Origin of the sequence: Janibacter sp. A1S7 (genome assembly GCF_037198315.1) — a bacterium.
In the GTDB taxonomy this organism is placed as follows: Bacteria; Actinomycetota; Actinomycetes; order Actinomycetales; family Dermatophilaceae; genus Janibacter; species Janibacter alittae.
The window spans coordinates 2,848,236-2,864,702 of sequence record NZ_CP144913.1 but is presented as its reverse complement, the minus strand read 5'-3'; the positions used below and the strand labels follow the sequence as shown (position 1 = coordinate 2,864,702).

The 16,467-nt window shown below is 70.3% G+C and carries 17 protein-coding genes; 5 read left to right on the top strand and 12 right to left on the bottom strand.

The genetic code is table 11. From position 1 onward, the window contains the following. Positions 1-11: 11 nt before the first annotated feature. The 5 genes from V1351_RS13850 to V1351_RS16320 are packed head-to-tail and all read left to right on the top strand — an operon-like array spanning position 12 to position 5,403. Entirely contained in the window at positions 12-1,235 is a 1,224-nt protein-coding gene (locus tag V1351_RS13850; RefSeq protein ID WP_338748777.1) for a CaiB/BaiF CoA transferase family protein, read from the top strand. Next, positions 1,232-2,362, top strand: coding sequence for an acyl-CoA dehydrogenase family protein (locus V1351_RS13845; protein WP_338748776.1), 1,131 nt, complete (start codon positions 1,232-1,234; stop codon positions 2,360-2,362). The genes V1351_RS13850 and V1351_RS13845 overlap by 4 nt, the downstream gene beginning before the upstream one ends. After that, complete coding sequence (locus V1351_RS13840; RefSeq protein WP_338748775.1) at positions 2,359-3,447, top strand: acyl-CoA dehydrogenase family protein; 1,089 nt, start codon at positions 2,359-2,361, stop codon at positions 3,445-3,447. The genes V1351_RS13845 and V1351_RS13840 overlap by 4 nt, the downstream gene beginning before the upstream one ends. Beyond that, positions 3,444-4,244 carry an enoyl-CoA hydratase/isomerase family protein gene (locus V1351_RS13835; protein ID WP_338748774.1) on the top strand — a complete coding sequence of 267 codons (801 nt, stop codon included), beginning with the start codon at positions 3,444-3,446 and terminating at the stop codon, positions 4,242-4,244. The genes V1351_RS13840 and V1351_RS13835 overlap by 4 nt, the downstream gene beginning before the upstream one ends. Before the next feature lie 34 nt (positions 4,245-4,278). Then, on the top strand, positions 4,279-5,403 hold the full coding sequence (locus tag V1351_RS16320; protein ID WP_422388982.1) for an alcohol dehydrogenase catalytic domain-containing protein: 1,125 nt from the start codon (positions 4,279-4,281) through the stop codon (positions 5,401-5,403). 35 nt (positions 5,404-5,438) lie between these two features. Here the strand turns inward: V1351_RS16320 and V1351_RS13820 are convergent, their stop codons facing one another. From V1351_RS13820 to V1351_RS13765, 12 genes are all read right to left on the bottom strand, one after another. Continuing rightward, positions 5,439-6,299 carry an acyl-CoA thioesterase gene (locus V1351_RS13820; RefSeq protein WP_338748773.1) on the bottom strand — a complete coding sequence of 287 codons (861 nt, stop codon included), beginning with the start codon at positions 6,297-6,299 and terminating at the stop codon, positions 5,439-5,441. 67 nt (positions 6,300-6,366) lie between these two features. Continuing rightward, complete coding sequence (locus V1351_RS13815) at positions 6,367-7,062, bottom strand: CoA-transferase (protein WP_422389032.1); 696 nt, start codon at positions 7,060-7,062, stop codon at positions 6,367-6,369. Then, entirely contained in the window at positions 7,062-7,742 is a 681-nt protein-coding gene (locus V1351_RS13810; RefSeq protein ID WP_338752551.1) for a 3-oxoacid CoA-transferase subunit A, read from the bottom strand. Before V1351_RS13810 ends, V1351_RS13815 begins: the two co-directional genes overlap by 1 nt. A gap of 110 nt (positions 7,743-7,852) precedes the next feature. Beyond that, positions 7,853-8,242 carry a universal stress protein gene (locus tag V1351_RS13805; protein ID WP_338748771.1) on the bottom strand — a complete coding sequence of 130 codons (390 nt, stop codon included), beginning with the start codon at positions 8,240-8,242 and terminating at the stop codon, positions 7,853-7,855. A 78-nt stretch (positions 8,243-8,320) separates the two neighbouring features. Beyond that, a complete protein-coding gene (locus V1351_RS13800) occupies positions 8,321-8,932 on the bottom strand; it encodes an energy-coupling factor transporter transmembrane component T family protein (RefSeq protein ID WP_338748770.1) in 612 nt (203 codons plus the stop codon). After that, positions 8,929-9,600 (bottom strand): energy-coupling factor ABC transporter ATP-binding protein, encoded by a 672-nt coding sequence (locus V1351_RS13795; RefSeq protein WP_338748769.1) that lies wholly within the window; start codon positions 9,598-9,600, stop codon positions 8,929-8,931. Before V1351_RS13795 ends, V1351_RS13800 begins: the two co-directional genes overlap by 4 nt. A 19-nt stretch (positions 9,601-9,619) precedes the next feature. After that, on the bottom strand, positions 9,620-10,192 hold the full coding sequence (locus V1351_RS13790) for a biotin transporter BioY (protein WP_338748768.1): 573 nt from the start codon (positions 10,190-10,192) through the stop codon (positions 9,620-9,622). Next, on the bottom strand, positions 10,189-11,607 hold the full coding sequence (purB, locus tag V1351_RS13785; protein WP_338748767.1) for an adenylosuccinate lyase: 1,419 nt from the start codon (positions 11,605-11,607) through the stop codon (positions 10,189-10,191). Before purB ends, V1351_RS13790 begins: the two co-directional genes overlap by 4 nt. A 67-nt stretch (positions 11,608-11,674) precedes the next feature. Continuing rightward, positions 11,675-12,319: a hypothetical protein gene (locus V1351_RS13780; protein WP_338748766.1), complete on the bottom strand. Its 645-nt coding sequence runs from the start codon at positions 12,317-12,319 to the stop codon at positions 11,675-11,677. Positions 12,320-12,395: 76 nt separating this feature from the next. Beyond that, positions 12,396-12,899: a low molecular weight protein-tyrosine-phosphatase gene (locus V1351_RS13775; RefSeq protein WP_338748765.1), complete on the bottom strand. Its 504-nt coding sequence runs from the start codon at positions 12,897-12,899 to the stop codon at positions 12,396-12,398. Between the two features lie 57 nt (positions 12,900-12,956). After that, positions 12,957-13,994 carry a 2-dehydropantoate 2-reductase gene (locus V1351_RS13770; protein WP_338748764.1) on the bottom strand — a complete coding sequence of 346 codons (1,038 nt, stop codon included), beginning with the start codon at positions 13,992-13,994 and terminating at the stop codon, positions 12,957-12,959. 126 nt (positions 13,995-14,120) lie between these two features. Continuing rightward, positions 14,121-16,418: an MMPL family transporter gene (locus V1351_RS13765; protein WP_338748763.1), complete on the bottom strand. Its 2,298-nt coding sequence runs from the start codon at positions 16,416-16,418 to the stop codon at positions 14,121-14,123. Between the last annotated feature and the right edge of the window lie 49 nt (positions 16,419-16,467).

Genomic DNA, 16,467 nt, shown 5'->3' with positions numbered 1-16,467 from the left:
AGGGGGCAGGTGTGAACAGCGAGGCAGAGACGCCGTCCGGTCCGTTGAGTGGCGTCCGCGTCCTTGATCTGACGCGGGTGGTGATGGGTCCGCTGGCCACGCAGGTGCTGGCCGACCAAGGGGCGGACGTGATCCTCGTCGAGGCGCCGGGTGGCGACACCAACCGCGTCATGGGGCCGGGGCCGCACGCGCAGCTGTCGGGCATCGCGCTCAACCTGCTCCGCAACAAGCGGTCCATCGACGTCGACCTGAAGTCCGAGGAAGGTCGCGAGATCATCCGGGCGCTGGTCCCGGAGTGCGACGTCGTTGTCGCGACCATGCGGCCACAGGTGCTGCGTCGGCTCGGGCTCGACTACGACTCGCTCAAGGAGCTGCGCCCCGACCTGGTCTACTGCCAGGCGCAGGGATTTCCGCTGGCAAGCGACCGGTCCGAGGAGCCTGCCTACGACGACATCATCCAGGCCGCCAGCGGCGTCGCGGACATGGTCGAGCGGGTCACGGGCGAGCCGTCCCTGCTGCCGACGATCTTCGCCGACAAGGTGTGTGGCCTGGTGATGGCGCAGGCGATCTCTGCCGCACTCTTCCACCGAGAGCGCACGGGCAGCGGCCAGCACGTCGAGGTCCCCATGCAGCAGGCGACATCTGCCTTCATGCTCACGGAGCACGGCAGCGGCGCGATCTCGGAGCCGCCGGTGGCGGCCCCTGGTCGACCGGCACCGGGCTACCCGCGGGTGCTGTCGCCCGAACGTCGCCCTCACCCGACCAAGGACGGTCTCGTCCACCTCTTCCCCTACCTTCCACGGCATTACGTGCGGTTGTTCTCGGCCGCCGGTGTGGAGGGTGCGGACGATGATCCGCGCTACGTCGACCAGCGCGCGACCCTCGTCAACTCCGACTCCCTGTACCGGGATGTTCGCGCGGTCGGGCCTACGCGTACGACCGAGGAGTGGCTCGAGTTCTGTCGGGTCGAAGGTATCCCGGCCACTCGGGTGGCGACCCTTCAGGACCTCGTGGATGACCTGGAGCTGGTCACGCACCCGGCAGCGGGCCAGTACCGGGTCGTTCCCCAGATGGCGAACTTCTCGCGCACTCCCGGGGGTTTGCGTCGAGCAGCGCCTCTGATCGGAGAGCACACCGCCGAGGTGCTCGCAGAGTTCCTGCCGACCGCGCAGGACCGCACGCCTGTCGGCGTCGGCAGCGCGGAGCCCGTCGAAGCAGCAGGAGGTTTGGCATGAGACTCGAGGCGACGGAACTCACCCGCATTGAGCGCGACCTGCAGGACGAGGTGCGCTCCTGGTTGGACCAGCGACTGCCGGAGGGCTCTTACCCTCTCGGGCTGGGCATGGCCGGAGCCGTCGACCCGGAGTTCTCCCGCGATCTGGGCGGCCGGGGTTGGTTGGGCATGTCCCTGCCCACGGAGTACGGAGGTCATGGGCGGACGGCCGTGGATCGGCTCGTGGTGGTCGAGGCGCTGCTGGCGAAGGGCGCTCCGGTCGGCTACCACTGGATCGCCGACCGCCAGTCCGGGCCCAGCATCGCGGCCAACGGCACGGATTTCCAGAAGCAGCAGATCCTGCCCGGTATCGCCCGCGGCGAGTTGTCGTTCTCGATCGGGATGAGTGAGCCGGACTCGGGGTCCGACCTCGCCTCGGTGCGCACGCGCGCCGAGAAGGTCGACGGTGGGTGGCTCGTCAACGGCGCGAAGATCTGGACCACGGGTGCCTACACGGCCACCCACATCCTCTCGCTTTTTCGCACGTCGGAGGACCGCCACAACGGCCTCACGCAATTCATCGTCGATCGCCACGCCCCCGGCTTGACGGTGTCGCCGATCGAGTTCATCGACGGGTCCAAGGACTTCTGCGAGCTGTCCTTCGTGGACGTCTTCATCGATGACACATGGCGCTTGGGTTTGGTAGGTGCCGGCTGGTCGCAGAACACCGGTGAGCTCGCGCTCGAGCGCGGCGGGGTCGACCGCTGGATGAGCGCGATGCCCGTCCTCGAGCGGTGGGCTGCCCGTGAGTCCACGGGGGCGCGCGAGTCCGTCGCCTCCGATCTGGGCTCCATCGCGGCCCGGTGCTGGGCCTTCCGGGGGATGAGCCTGGCCGTGGCGAGGATGGTCGACGACGGCAAGTCGCCCGTCATCGAAGCCGCCCTCGTCAAGGAGATGGCGACGCGGTTCGAGCAGGAGTGCGTGGAGATCGTCACCCGTCACCTGGGACGCCCGCCGCGGCAGGACTCCGACGACCCCGAGGAGCGTCTGCTGGCGACAGCAGTACAGGTGGCTCCCTCGTGGTCCATCCGCGGAGGTACGAACGAAATCCTGCGATCGGTCATCTCGAAGGGATTGAGGACACGATGAGCGCCACTGACGAGCGGAGCCTGGTCGCCCCCGACCCGGAGATCGTCGAGCTCCTGACCGACTTCTTCGCCCGTGAGGTCACGCCGGAGGTCGTCGATGCGGCCGAGCGCGCTGGTGCCCTCCCGCGGGAGCTGTGGGAACGGGCCGAGGCGGTCGAGATCCCGTGGATCGGGATCGCCGAGGAGCACGGTGGCGTCGGCGGGACCTCCGCGGACGCTGTCGCGATGCTCCAGCTCGCCGGCCACCGGGCCACGCCACTCCCACTGCTCGAGCACCACGTGGCCGTGACCCTGCTGGGGCGCGCGGGAGTGGAACCGGTGGCGGGCCCCCTGACCTTGGCGGGCGCCTCGACCCACGAACCGGTGCCCCAAGTGGTCGACGGCGTCCTCTCCGGCGAGATCCAGGCCGTCCCGTGGGCCGGTGAGGCGGCCGGGGTCGTCGTGCTGACGACCGACCAGACGGGCCGTGACGTCGTGGTGCTGGTGCGCCGCGAGGACTACACCGTTGCCGCTGCGACGGACATGGCCGGAATTCCGGGGCCCCGCGTGCGGGTCGACAGTCCGTCCGGCATCGTCGGGGAGCTGGTCGGCGGTGCCGCGCCGCTGCGACGCCACGCCGAGGTCATGCGATCAGCCGTCCTCGCCGGGCTGACCCAACGCCTGTACGACATCACCGCACGGTACGTCTCTGAGCGCCGCCAGTTCGGCAAGCCCGTGGGTTCCTTCCAGTCCGTCCAGGTGCACGTCGTGGGTCTGGCCCAGGCCGCCGCGATGTCGACACTGGGCGTGGAGCGCGCCGCCGGCGCCGTCGCGCTGGGTGCCGGCGAGTTCGAGGTTGACGCCATGACCGTCGTCGTCGAGCAGAACGCCGCCCGTGCGGCGGCGGCAGCCCATCAAGCGCACGGAGCGATCGGCATGACGCGGGAGTACCCGCTCCAGCAGGTGACCCGACGTGTGCACTCAATGCTGCAGGTGTGGGCCCCGTCGTGCGACGTCCAAGCGCGCGTCGGGCGGATGGTCCTCGCTTCCCCATCCCTATCAGAACTCGTTGCCCGTCACCCTGAGGAAGGACTTCCGTCCACATGAGTCCCACACCAACCACCAACACCGTGCCGGTGGGAGTCACCGTTGAGGGCCACATCGGCCTCATCGAGGTCCAGAGTCCGCCGGCGAACTACTTCGACCTGGAGGTCCTGCGTCGCATCGCCGAGGTCGGCGACGAGCTGGCCACGAACGGAGCTCGGGCGATCGTGCTCGCGTCCCAGGGAAAGCACTTCTGTGCCGGACTGAACTTCGGGGCGGACGGCGGACTCGACGAGCGTGCCCGCCACGCCCGTGAGGTGTACACGGCTGCAGCGCAGATCTTCCGCATCCCGGTACCGGTGGTCGCGGCGGTGCAAGGGGCCGCTGTCGGCGGTGGTCTGGGACTGGCCTGTGCCGCAGACTTCCGGGTGGCGGCGCCTTCGTCACGCTTCCACGCGAACTTCGCGTCGTTGGGGTTCCACCAGGGCTTCGGGCTGAGTGTGTCGCTCCCGCGCATCGTCGGCGATCAGGTCGCGAGCCACATGCTGCTGACGGCGGAGCGGGTCACGGGGGAGCAGGCTCGGTCCACTGGCCTGGCCGACGTGCTCGTCGCCGACGGTGACGACGCCAACGCCTCCGTGCGGGCAGGCGCCGTTGAGCTGGCGCAGACGATCGCAGGGCGTGCGCCGTTGGCCGTCCGCTCTATCCGCAGGACACTGCGAGAGGGCCTGGCCGACGCCGTCACCGAGATCCTCGAGCACGAGATCGCCGAGCAGATCGCCCTGTGGAAGACCGAGGACTGCGCTGAGGGGATTGCCGCCAACCTCGAGCGGCGGACGGCACAGTTCTCCGCGCGCTGAGCACACGGCGCGCCGATCAGGAAGTGAGCGCAAGGTGAGGATACGAGGAGCCGTACTCGACCGCATCGGCGACCCGTCGCCCTTCGCCGGATCCACCCCGATCAGGGTCACCGACCTGGACCTGGACCTGGACGGGCCGGGACCGACGGAGGTGCTCGTCCGGGTGGAGGCGGCCGGTGTCTGCCACTCCGACCTGTCGGTCGTGGACGGAAGCCGGCCACGACCGGTACCGATGTTGCTGGGCCACGAAGCCGCCGGCCGCGTGGTTACCGTGGGGTCCCAAGTCGGCGGGGTGACGCCTGGACAGCGGGTGGTCATGACCTTCCAGCCCCGGTGTGGGGACTGTGTCGGCTGCGCCAGTGGCGGTCTGGCTCCGTGCCGCCCCGGTAGCCAGGCCAACGGAGCAGGCGTGCCCCTGGCGGGTGGTAGCCGATTGCGCTCAGAGAGGGGGGAGGTGGCCCACCACCTCGGCGTCTCCGGCTTCGCCACGCACGCTGTTGTCGACCACCGCTCCCTCGTCCCTGTCGACGACGACGTCCCACCCGCCGTTGCCACCGTGCTCGGTTGCGCTGTGCTGACGGGTGGAGGTGCAGTGCTCAACGTCGCGACACCGGCCCCGGGCTCGAGTGTCGCGGTAGTCGGTCTCGGCGGTGTGGGTCTCGCTGCAGCCATGACGGCGCTCGCCCTCGACGACGTGCGGGTCATCGGCGTCGACCCTCTGAGGAGCAAGCTCGCCGTGGCGCGTGATCTCGGAATCCACGAGACGTTCACGCCGGACGAGGCCGCAGCGCGTGGGGTGAAGGCAGACGCAGTCATCGAGGCCGTCGGGCGGGGTTCGGTCTTCGCCGCTGCGCTGGATCTGACTGCCCCGGGCGGCCGGACAGTCACCGTGGGACTGCCTAGAGCCGACGACCTGGTTGAGGTCTCGCCGCTCGCGCTCGTCGCCGAGGGGCGCTCCATCGTCGGCAGCTACCTCGGCTCGGCCGTCCCATCCCGCGACATCCCGAGGTATGTGGAGATGTGGCGGGCGGGTCGCCTGCCGGTGGAGCGGCTCATCAGCTCGACCATCGCGCTCGAGGACATCAATCGCGCGATGGACCTCCTAGCCAGCGGAACCGAGCTGCGCCAGCTCATCACCTTCGACGACGAGGGCTGCTGAGAGGCTCCGCAGACGCGTGGTGGTGTGTCAGGGGCTCATGTGGAAGGCGGGTACGGCATCCGGACCAGCGCCAGCTGTGAGGCACTGACCGCGAGCATGCCGTTCGTGTCGAAGAGATCGCTGCGTCCCTCAGCCCGTCCGTGGGCCACGACCCGGACGCGACAGTCACACTGCGCCCAGTCACTGATGTCGAGGGGGCGGTGGAAGGTCAGCGCGTGGGTGAGGCTCAGGATTAGTCCGCCGGGCGCGTGCCTGGCGGCGCCGAGTGCGGTGAAGGCCGGTTCAACCAAGCACATGTCGGAGACGTACGCTGCCACCGCTGCATGGAGCATGGAGTCGGCCGGCAGTGGGGCGATGGACCGGAAGAAGGCGGTCTGCTCGTCGGTACGCGGACCACTCTCGGTGTACGACGGGGGAACGACGTGACGCACGTGGACGGGACGACGCACCCGCCACCACGGTGGGACCTGCTCGATCCGCGCGAAGTGGTCGTGCAGGTCCGCAAGAGACTCCGGGTCCGGAGCCGATCTGGGTAGGACGGCGTCGTAGGACGGCAAGTCGTCACGGTCGACGGCCCATCTCGTGGTCGCTGCAAACAGTTCCGATCCCCGCGGGTCGAGGAGGCGGCTGCGGCGTGTCGACAGCGACGGGGAGTCGCCCATCCGGGTCACCTCCCAGCGCAGCGGCTGGTCCGTGGGGGCTGCCGTGATGAAGTCGGATTGCTGGCTGACGACCTGCTGGCCGTCGGGCACCGTGCGACCGGCAGCCAGCAGGGCCTGGGCCAAGAGGAGTCCACCGAAGGATCTGCCTGCCGGAACGTCCTGAGGGCGACCCACCCACGTGCTCACTCGGGCCGCTGGGTCGTCGATGCAGGTGAGCTCCAGCAGGTCTGGCATCGTGGCTGTGGCAACTGCTGTTGCGCCATGGTCACAGTGGTCCATTTCGGTCATGAACACCTGACGGCTACCCAACCTGGCGCGGGTGGAGAGCCTGGCCTTGCTCCCGCTCGACTGGCCGATCGATCAGCGGGACTGGTGTGATGTCCACCAATTCATCGAAGGTCGTGTCCCCGACGAGCTCAGCGACGATCACGGTGCCGTCGACGATGTGCAGTGTGGCCTTGTCCGTGTAGACCCGGTTGACCACACCAACTCCCGTCAGTGGAAGGGTGCATTCCGGAAGGATCCGTGGCTTGCCCTGGTGGGTGAGGTGCTCCATCGTCACCCAGACCTGCTTCGCGCCAACGACGAGATCCATCGCGCCGCCGACAGTGTTCGCCGCGTCGGGGCGGCCGAGTGACCAGTTTGCCAAGTCGCCCGAGGCCGAGGCCTGGTAAGCACCGAGGACGCACGCGTCGAGATGGCCGCCGCGCATCATCGCGAATGAGTCGGCGTGGTGGAAGAACGCCGCACCCTCGTGTGCTCCAACAGGCATCTTTCCCGCATTGACCATGTTGTCGTCCGTGGCCTCGTCGGGGTCGAGTGTGCGCATGCCGAGGACGCCGTTCTCGGAGTGGACGAAGATGTCCGGACGGTGACGCAGCAACGGGAGTACGTCAACGGGGATACCCACGCCCAGATTGACGTAGGAGCCGGGTCCGAGGTCACGGGCAACGCGCTGGACGATCCCGGGCCGACCGGGGAGGGCGGTTGGGGTGATCACGCGCTCACCGCCAAGTGCGGGTCGTCGACCACCACGCGGTCGACGAATATCCCCGGAGTCACGACGTGCTCTGGGTCGATCTCGCCGATGGCCAGCCGATGTTCGACGGAGACGACCGTCGTCGTGGCCGCCGTACACATGACCGGGCCGAAGTTGCGACCTGTTTTGCGGTAGACAACATTGCCCAGGGCGTCGGCGCCCCACGCGCGCACGAGCGCCACGTCTGCGTGCAGGGGCTTCTCGAAGACATGACCTCGCCCATTGATCACACGGGTCTCCTTGCCTTCAGCAAGCTCCGTTCCGTACGAGGTCGGAGTGAAGAATCCACCGATGCCGGCGCCTGCCGCGCGGATGCGCTCGGCGAGCGTTCCTTGCGGAACGCACTCGTACTCGAGGCGGCCGGTGGCAAATGCTTCGTCGAAGGCCTTCGTGTCGGCACCGCGAGGGAAGGAAGCGACGAGACGACTCACCTGACCAGCCGCAATCAATCGAGCCAGGCCACGGTCTCCAGTGCCGCCGTTGTTCGAGACGATCGTCAGGTCGCGGGCGCCCTGCTCGGCGAGTGTCTCCAGCAAATCCACCGGAAGGCCGGCTGAGCCGAAGCCACTGACGTGGATGGTCGACCCGTCCCGAACGTCCGCCAGCGCTTCCTGCGCGGTCGGGACGAATTTGTCAATCTGCACCACTGAACTCCTTCGTCCGTCGGACTCACATTGATCCGATATGTGTGAGAGTGCCTACTCGAGAGCGAGCGATTCGGCCCTTCGGGATGCGTGGAACCTGTGGTTCAGCCCTCGGACTTGACGGCGATCACGGGGCACGGCGCTTCGAGGAGGATCTGCTGGGCCGTGCTGCCCAGCAGGAGCTTTCCGACGGGGGAGCGGTGGCGGATGCCGATGACGACCGCTTGGGCGCCGTGCTCTGTGGCCGCATCGAGGATCGCCGCCACGACGTCCGTACTCTCCGGACGGTGGATCGTTGCCGTCACGCCGGCCTCTGCGGCGCCACGAACGATGGCGTCCAGGTCCTCGTCGGAGGCGGTGCGGCTATCGACGAGCGCGCCGCCACGTCGGGCATTGACCACGACCAGATCGGTGTCGTGCGCAGCGGCCTCGCGGACAGCAGCCGCAGCGGCGACTCGACCGGGCTCGGTGGGAATATAGGACAGCAGGATCATGGTTTGGGCCCCTTTCGGGGGGAACTGTATCAGAGAATGCATACATTTGTGAGTACGATCCTTCCCGCTGGATGTCCATCAGCGCTCGTTTGGGTCGTACCCCCGCGCGATGAGCGCGTCCCCGAGCTCCTCGGCCACCCGCGCGGACCGCACGACGACGGGGACCCCGAGCGCCGTGATCGACCAGCCGCGGCCGCGGGCACGCCGCGCCTGCTGGGCGGTCTCGACGGTCGCCATGAGCAGCGGCACGCTGCGCACGGCCAGGGCGATCGTCATCCCGATGACCTCCGGGCGGACCCCGACGTGCCGCAGCGGACGCATGGCCCGCTGCAGGGTGGCCAGCATCTCGCTCACCCGCGTGGTCAGCGAGACCGTCCACGCCAGCAGCACGAGCGAGAGCAGCCGGCCGACCGTCACGGTCGCCGCCGCCGCGCCCTGCTGCCACCACATGATCCCCGCGAGCACGACCGCGGCGATGGTGACGAAGCGCAGTGGCGTGGCCAGCGTGCGCAACCGCACCCCGGTCGTGAGCAGCGCGAGCAGCGAGACCGCGAGCAGACCGAGCGCGACCCACGGCGAGGCGATCAGCAGCGCCGCGATCGTGACGGCGACGAGCGCGAGCACCTTCACCCCCGCAGGCAGCCGGTGCGCCCAGGAGTCACCCGCGCGGTAGACCCCGATGAGGGTCACGTCATCATCCGCTCGTAGTGCGCGATGACCTCGGCCGGTGCGCCATCGGCGGCGATCCGGCCCTCGTCGACGAGCAGCACCCGGTCGAAGTCGTCCAGCAGCTCCAGGTGATGGGTGACGAGGACCAGCTGCTGGGGCAGCGCGGCGAAACGCTCCCGGGCCGCGCGCTGGTTGCGCAGGTCGAGCAGCGTCGTCGGCTCATCAGCGACGACGACCTGCGGGTCGACGAGCAGCACCGCCGCCAGCGCGAGCTGTTGCTGCTGCCCGGACGAGAGCAGGTGGCACGGGTGGTCGGCGTGGTCGGCCAGGCCCGAGTCGGCCAGTGCCGCAGCGACCCTCGCCTCCCGCTCAGCACGCGGCAGACCCCGCACGGAGAACTCGAGGTCCTCGCGCACCGTGGGCATGACGATCTGGGAGGTCGCGTCGGGGAAGAGGAATCCCACGGCGCGACGGGCCCCCTTCGGATCCTGTGCGACGTCCGTGCCGGAGAGCAGGACCCGGCCCCGGGTCGGGCGCACGAGCGCGTTGATGGTCCGGGCCAGGCTCGACTTGCCGGAGCCGTTGGCGCCGATGATGCCGATGCGCTGCTCGGTGAGGTCGGCGTCGATCCCGCGCAGGACGGTGCGATCCCCGAGATCGAGGTGCACGTCCTCGAATCGGATGCTCATCGCGGGCGTGCCGACCGGCTCAGCGGCGGCGCAGGTCGGGCAGCGCGCGGAGGGCACCCGCGGTGACGACCGCCGCGAGGACGTTCTTGACCACGTCACCCACGAGGAAGGGCAGCACCGCCGCACCGAGCGCCGCGCCCAGGCCCATCCCGGTGACGACCATGAGCCACCCGGTGCCGATGACGTAGAGGACCGGCATCCCGGCGATCCCGGCGAGCGTGAGCCGCAGGACCGAGACCTCGCGACGCACGGCCCACGTGGCCAGCGCACCGACGACCAGCGCCGTCGGGAGGAATCCGACGAGGAACCCACCGGTCGGGCCGGCGAAGACGCCCAGCCCACCGACGTACCCGGCGGCGACGGGCAGCCCGATGGCGACGAGGGCGAGGTAGGTCAGCACGGTCAGCGCCCCCCTTCGCGCCCCGAGGACCATCGCGGCGAGCGCGACGGCGAAGGTCTGCAACGTGATTGGCACCGGACCGACGTCGATCGCGGGGAAGAGGGTCAGCGCGACGATGAGCGCCGCGAAGACCGCGACGAAGGCGATCTCCCTCACGGCGGAGTCGCCCCGAGCCTGCGGTGCCACGCTCACCGGCTGTCCCGGACGGTGTCGACGAGGCTCGGCGCGAGACCGATGTAGGTCTGCGGGGTCATCGCCGCGACCCGCTCCTCGACGTCCGCGGGCAGCCCGAGCCCGCGGACGAACTCCACGAGCTCGGGCTGGCCGATGCGCCGCCCACGGGTCAGCTCCTTCAGGCGCTCGTAGGGCTCGTCCATGCCCTCGACCCCGCGGGCGCCCAGGGCGCGCATCACCGACTGGATCGGCTCGCCGAGCACCTCCCAGTTGGCGTCGAGGTCGGCGGCCATCGCCTCGGGCACGGCGTCGAGCCCGGCGAGACCGCGGGTGGCGTTGTCCAGGGCGAGCAGCGAGTGACCGAGGGCGGTGCCGATGTTGCGCTGCATCGAGCTGTCGGTGAGGTCGCGCTGGAGGCGGGACTGCACGAGCGTCGTCGCGAGGACGTCGAGGAGGGCGTTGCTCACCTCGAGGTTGGCCTCGGCGTTCTCGAATCGGATCGGGTTGACCTTGTGCGGCATCGTGCTCGATCCGACCGTCCCCTGCCCGCGGACCTGGGCGAAGTAGCCCATCGAGATGTAGCTCCACAGATCGGTGCAGAGGTTGTGCAGCACGCGGTTGAAGCGAGCGATGTCGGCGTAGACCTCGGCCTGCCAGTCGTGGGACTCGATCTGGGTGGTGAGGGGATTCCACGTCAGGCCCAGGTGCTCGACGAAGTCGCGCGAGATCTGCGGCCAGTTCGCCTCCGGCACCGCGGCGACGTGTGCGCCGTAGGTGCCGGTCGCGCCGTTGAGCTTGCCGAGGTACTCGTCGGCGGCGATGCGCCGCACCTGCCGGAGCAGGCGGTGGGCGAGCACGGCCAGTTCCTTGCCCATCGTCGTCGGCGTCGCGGGCTGGCCGTGGGTGTGGGCGAGGAGTGGTACGTCGCGCAGGTCCTCGGCCATGGCGGCCACGCTCGTGGCCAGGTCGTCGGCGCGCGGGAGCCAGACCTGCTCGACCGCGCCCTGCACCATGAGCGCGTAGGCGAGGTTGTTGATGTCCTCGCTGGTGCAGCAGAAGTGGATCAGCTCGGCCAGTCCGGCGTCCTGCGCGTCCGGGGCGATCCGCGACAGGTGCTGCTTGAGGAAGTACTCGACCGCCTTGACGTCGTGCTGGGTGACCTTCTCCGTCGCGGCCAGCTCGGCGATGTCCTCGGGGCCGAAGTCCTCGACGACCTGACGCAGCTGCCTCTGCTCGTCCTCGGTGAGGGCGCGCACGCCCGGCACGACCCGGTGGGTCGTCAGGTGGATCAGCCACTCGACCTCGACGTGCACGCGCATGCGGTTCAGCGCGGGCTCGCTCAGGTGGTCGATGAGCGGGGCGATGGCCGGCCGGTACCGGCCGTCGAGCGCGCCGAGGGCGATCTGGGGAGTGGCGTCAGCGAGGCTGTGCATGCGCACATCTTCCCATCAGGCGAAGGGGGGTGCCGCCCCGGTCGGGGCGCGGCCCCTTCGCCGGGGGTCAGCTCGACGTCGAGGAGGTCTCGTCCTCGACCGGCGCGCTCGGCAGCGGCGGCTGGTCGGCATAGGTCGTGACGATCGTGGCCGTCATCTTCTGCAGCTCCGGCATGGTCCGCGGCCGATCAAGGGTCGCCGTGGCCTCCGCGTAGAGGGTGCGCCCGTTGTCGAAGGTGACGTAGAGCCGTGTCTTGCGGGTCGGATCGACGTCGGACTCGCTGCGCACCGCGGTCAGGCCCTCGGTGATCTCGACCGGCCGGCTGTTCTCGCTGACGTCGTTGACCACGCCGGAGTCCTCGCGCACGTCGAGGTAGCGCCAGGCGATGATCAGGGCGCCCGTGGCGTCCGAGCTGACGATGCGGCAGCCGTCGTCGGCCGCCTCGACCTGCGCGGGCCGGCCATCGCCCGTCCACCGGTCGACGACCCGCTGCGTGACCAGGTCGCAGTCGATCGTGTAGGGGTCGGGCGTGGGCGTCCCGGTGGGAGAGGTCGACGTCTCGGTGGGGGAGGTCCGGCTGCTCGTGGACGACGAGGAAGGGCTCCCGGCGGAGGGGGGCTCGCCAGTGGCTCCGGCGCACGCCGCGACGGCCAGCGCCGTCGAGACGAGCAGCGTGCTCGTCAGCGCGGCGGTGCGGCGGGGTCGAGGCATGCCGGGAGGTTACCCGCCGTGTCTGACACGCAACTGGGTGCCCCCTGCACGCGACGAGCACTCATGAGCGGGTCGGTCAGTCGGCTTCTGCGAGCTGCGTACGCACGAACTCCACGACGCCGTCGGCCGCCGCGGCGACCTCCTCGTAGGTGCGGTCGAAGGACGAGTCGTCGCCGAACCACGGGTCGTCGATGCTCAGGGCGCCGCCCTTGGGCCCGGAGGGGTCGAAGGAGCGCAGCATGCGGATCTTGTCCTGGGCCTCGGGGACCGCGGCGATGCGGCGCAGCACCGCGTGGTGCTCGTGGTCGGCCGCCAGGACGAGGTCGACGTCGGCGAAGGACCGCCGGTCGAAGACGCGGGCGCGGTGACCCGAGTAGTCACCCGTGTGGCCGTGACGCTGCAGGGCGCTGATCGTGCGCGGGTCGGCGGGGTTGCCCTCCTCCCACGTGGTCGTCGCCGCGGAGTCGACGACGACCCGGTCGGCGAGTCCGGCCTCCTCGAAGCGCTCCCGCAGGACGAACTGGGCCATCGGCGACCGGCAGATGTTGCCGGTGCACACCACCGTGATCCGATACGTCATGCCTGCATCGTCGCCCACGAGGTCGCAGGAGCACCACTCGGGGTCGGTGCGGCAGGGTCAGAGGCCGACGGCGGCGCGCAGCTGTGCGCCGGTCCAGCGACGGTGATCCGCGCCGGCCTCCTCGGCCTCACGGACGAGGTCGACGACCCGGGAGCACACGGGGGTGGCGGTGCCGTGGGTCCGCCCGAGGGTGACGATCGCGCCCTGCATCTCGTCGATCTCGGTGGGGCGACCGGCGGACAGGTCGTCGGCCATCGACGAGCGGGCCTGCGGCGTGACCTTGAGGGAGGCGCGGGAGAGGCTGGTGAAGAGCGGTGTGGGGGAGCGCAGCACTGCCGGCACCAGCGCAGGAGGCAGGGGAGTCATCCGCGCCGGGTTCACGCCCAGACGTCGGGCGAGCGCGAGGGCCTCGTCCTGGCAGGCGGCCAGGACGGTGCGGCAGTCACGGTCCCGCAGCTGGACGGCGAGCGGCTCGCCGGTGAGGGCGTTGACGGCGTTGTTGAGATTGAGCAGGAGCTTGCCGAAGAGGACCGCGCGCATGTCCGGCTCGATCTCGATCCGCAGGCCGGCGCCGTGGGCCGCCCGGATGAGGGGGTCGATGCGCGGGTGGTCCTTGACCCTCAGCCGTCCGCTGACCGTCTGGGCCCAGTGGGTCTCGTCGACGCGCACGACGTTGAAGGGGACCATCCCCGACAGGGCGAGCGGCCGTGACGCGCGACTGGGGAAGGCCGACCCGAGGGCCTCGTCGATCATCGACGCGGCGCGCAGGCCGTTCTGGAAGGAGATGATCACCGAGTCGTGGTCGAGGTAGGGCGCGATCTGCCGGGTTGCCCTGCTGGTGCCGCTGCTCTTGGTGGTCATCAGCACGTAGTCCGCGTCGACGACGGCGCTGGCCTCGGTGGCCAGGGTCAGTCGCTCGGGCGGGACGGTGCGGCGGTGGCCCTTCAGGTCGCTGACCGTGAGCCCCTGCTCCTCGATGGCGTCGATGGTCGGGGCGCGCCCGATGAGGGTGACCTCGGCGGAGGAGGCGAGCCAGCCCCCGAGGTGGCAGCCGATGCTCCCGGCGCCCATGATCGCGACGCGTGTACGACGCACCGCCTCACCCCCTTCGACGTGGCAGTCCCTGTGGTCCTGTGCCCCGATCGTATCCACGAAGGGGGCCGGTCCGGCCCACCCTTCGCCCCTCACCCGCGCATGTCGCGGCGAGGGGCGAAGGACGGACTAGGCCGAGACCGTGTCCTCGGTCGGTGCCGCGGCGGTGTGCCGGGTCAGCGCCTCGCCCTCGACGTCGACATTGGGCAGCAGGCGGTCCAGCCACGTCGGCATCGCCCAGGCGCGGTCACCCAGCAGGTACATCAGTGCCGGGATGAGCACCATCCGCACGACGAAGGCGTCGAGCAGGACGGCGGTCGCCAGCGCGAAGCCCATCGACTTGATCAGGTTGTCCGGCTGCAGCACGAAGGCGGCGAAGACCGAGATCATGATCGCCGCGGCCGCCGTGACGACCCGGGCCCCGTGGCGGAAACCGTCGACGACGGCCTCGCGGGCACTCTCCCCGTGGACGTAGGCCTCACGCATCCGGGTGACGAGGAAGACCTGGTAGTCCATCGCCAGCCCGAAGACGATCCCGATCATCAGGATCGGCAGGAAGCTGATCAGCGGGGCGCCGTCGACGAGGCCGAAGAGCTCCTCCTGGAAGACCAGGACCGTCGCGCCGAGCGTCGCCATCGTCGACAGCACGAAGCCCAGGGTCGCGGTGAGCGGCACCAGGATCGAGCGGAAGACGAGCATCAGCAGCACGAAGGCCAGCCCGACCACGACCGCGAGGTAGGGGACCAGGGCGTCCTGCAGCTTCTCCGAGACGTCGGTCTGGATCGCGTTGAGTCCGGTGACGCCGATGGTCGTCCCCGTCGCCTCCTCGAGCTCGGTGACGCGGTCGCGGATCTCGTGCAGCAGCTCCTCGGTGGCGGGGTCGGACGCCGAGGTGGTCGGGGTGACGAGCACCTGACCGCCGTCGCCGGCCTCGTTGACGCCGGTGACCTGCGCGTTGGCCACGCCGTCGAGGGAGCCGAGCTCCGCCGTGACCTCGCCGAAGGCGGCACCGGCCGCACGCGGGTCCTCGACCTCCCGGGCGTCGACGACCACGGACATCCTGGCCTCCTGGCCCTCGCCGAAGTGCTCCGCGATGAGGTCGCCCGCCTCGCGCTGGGGTGTGCCCTCGGCAGCGGTCGAGTCGGTCGGCAGGGCGAGGTTGAGGTCCTTGGCCGGGATGGCCAGGGCGCCGAGGGCGAGGACCGTGATGAGCACGGCCAGGACCGGGCGGGCACCGATGGCGCGGGCCCAGCGGGTGCCGCCGTTCTCGGTGACGGCACCCTCGTCGACGATCCGGTCCTTGCGGACCTGCCCGGCGAAGGCGCGTGCGCCCAGCGCACCGAGGATCGCCGGCAGCAGGGTGAGCGCCACGAGCACGGCGACGAGCACGGTGCCCGCGGCGGCCAGACCCATGGCGGTCAGGAAGGGGATGTTGACGACCGACAGCGCGACGAGCGCGATGATCACGGTCAGTCCGGCGAAGACGACGGCCGAGCCGGCGCGACCGACGGCCAGGCCCATCGCGTGCCCGCGGTCGCTCGTGCCCCGCAGCTCCGTGCGGTAGCGGGAGAGGATGAAGAGCGCGTAGTCGATGCCGACGGCCAGACCGAGCATCGTGGCCAGGATCGGGGTCGTCGTCGACAGGTCGAAGAAGGCGGTCGCGGCGGTGACGCCGAGCGCGCCCGTGCCGACACCGACGAGCGCGGTGAGGATCGGCAGCCCGGCGGCGACGAGCGAGCCGAAGGTCAGCACGAGCACGAGCAGCGCGACGGCGATACCGATCAGTTCGCTGGTCACACCGATGTCCGGCATGCCCTGCATGCCCGACCCGGTGGCGGCGGCGTCGAGCCCCGCGTCGCGGGCGTCCTCGACGGCGGCGTGGACGGCGTCCTTGGTGGCCGGCTCGACGTCGGTGACCGAGTCACCCTCGAAGGTCCACTGGATCAGGCCGGCGCGACCGTCCTGCGACAGCGGGGAGACCGCGGCGGCGTTGGCCTTCGCGACCTCCTCCGGGGTGCCGTTCTCCTGGGCCGTCGACAGGTACTGCTGGGTCAGGCCCTTGTCGGCGACGACCGGGTCCACGAACTGCTCCGGGTCTCCGGCCTGCGGCACGCCGCGCAGGTCGGCGAGCAGGTCGTTGACGACCTCGGCGTTGGCCGGGTCGGAGAGCTGCTCGCCCTCGGGAGCGACCACGACGACGGTGCCCATCGGCGTGTCGAGCGGGTCGTCGGCGTCGGGGAAGAGTTCCTGCTGCAGCTCCATGGCCTGCTCGGACGGGATCCCCGGGATGGTGAAGGAGTCGGTCATCGGCTTGGCGATCGTCGCCGCGGTGGCGCCGATCGCGACGAGGAGGACGAGCCAGCCGATGATGAAGGCCGACCAGCGCCGGTGCGCGAGCCGACCCAGCCGGTAGAGGGCGTGGGCCATGGGATGCCTTTCGGGCGGGGGTGGGTGCGACCACGTCGTCGGGGCCGGG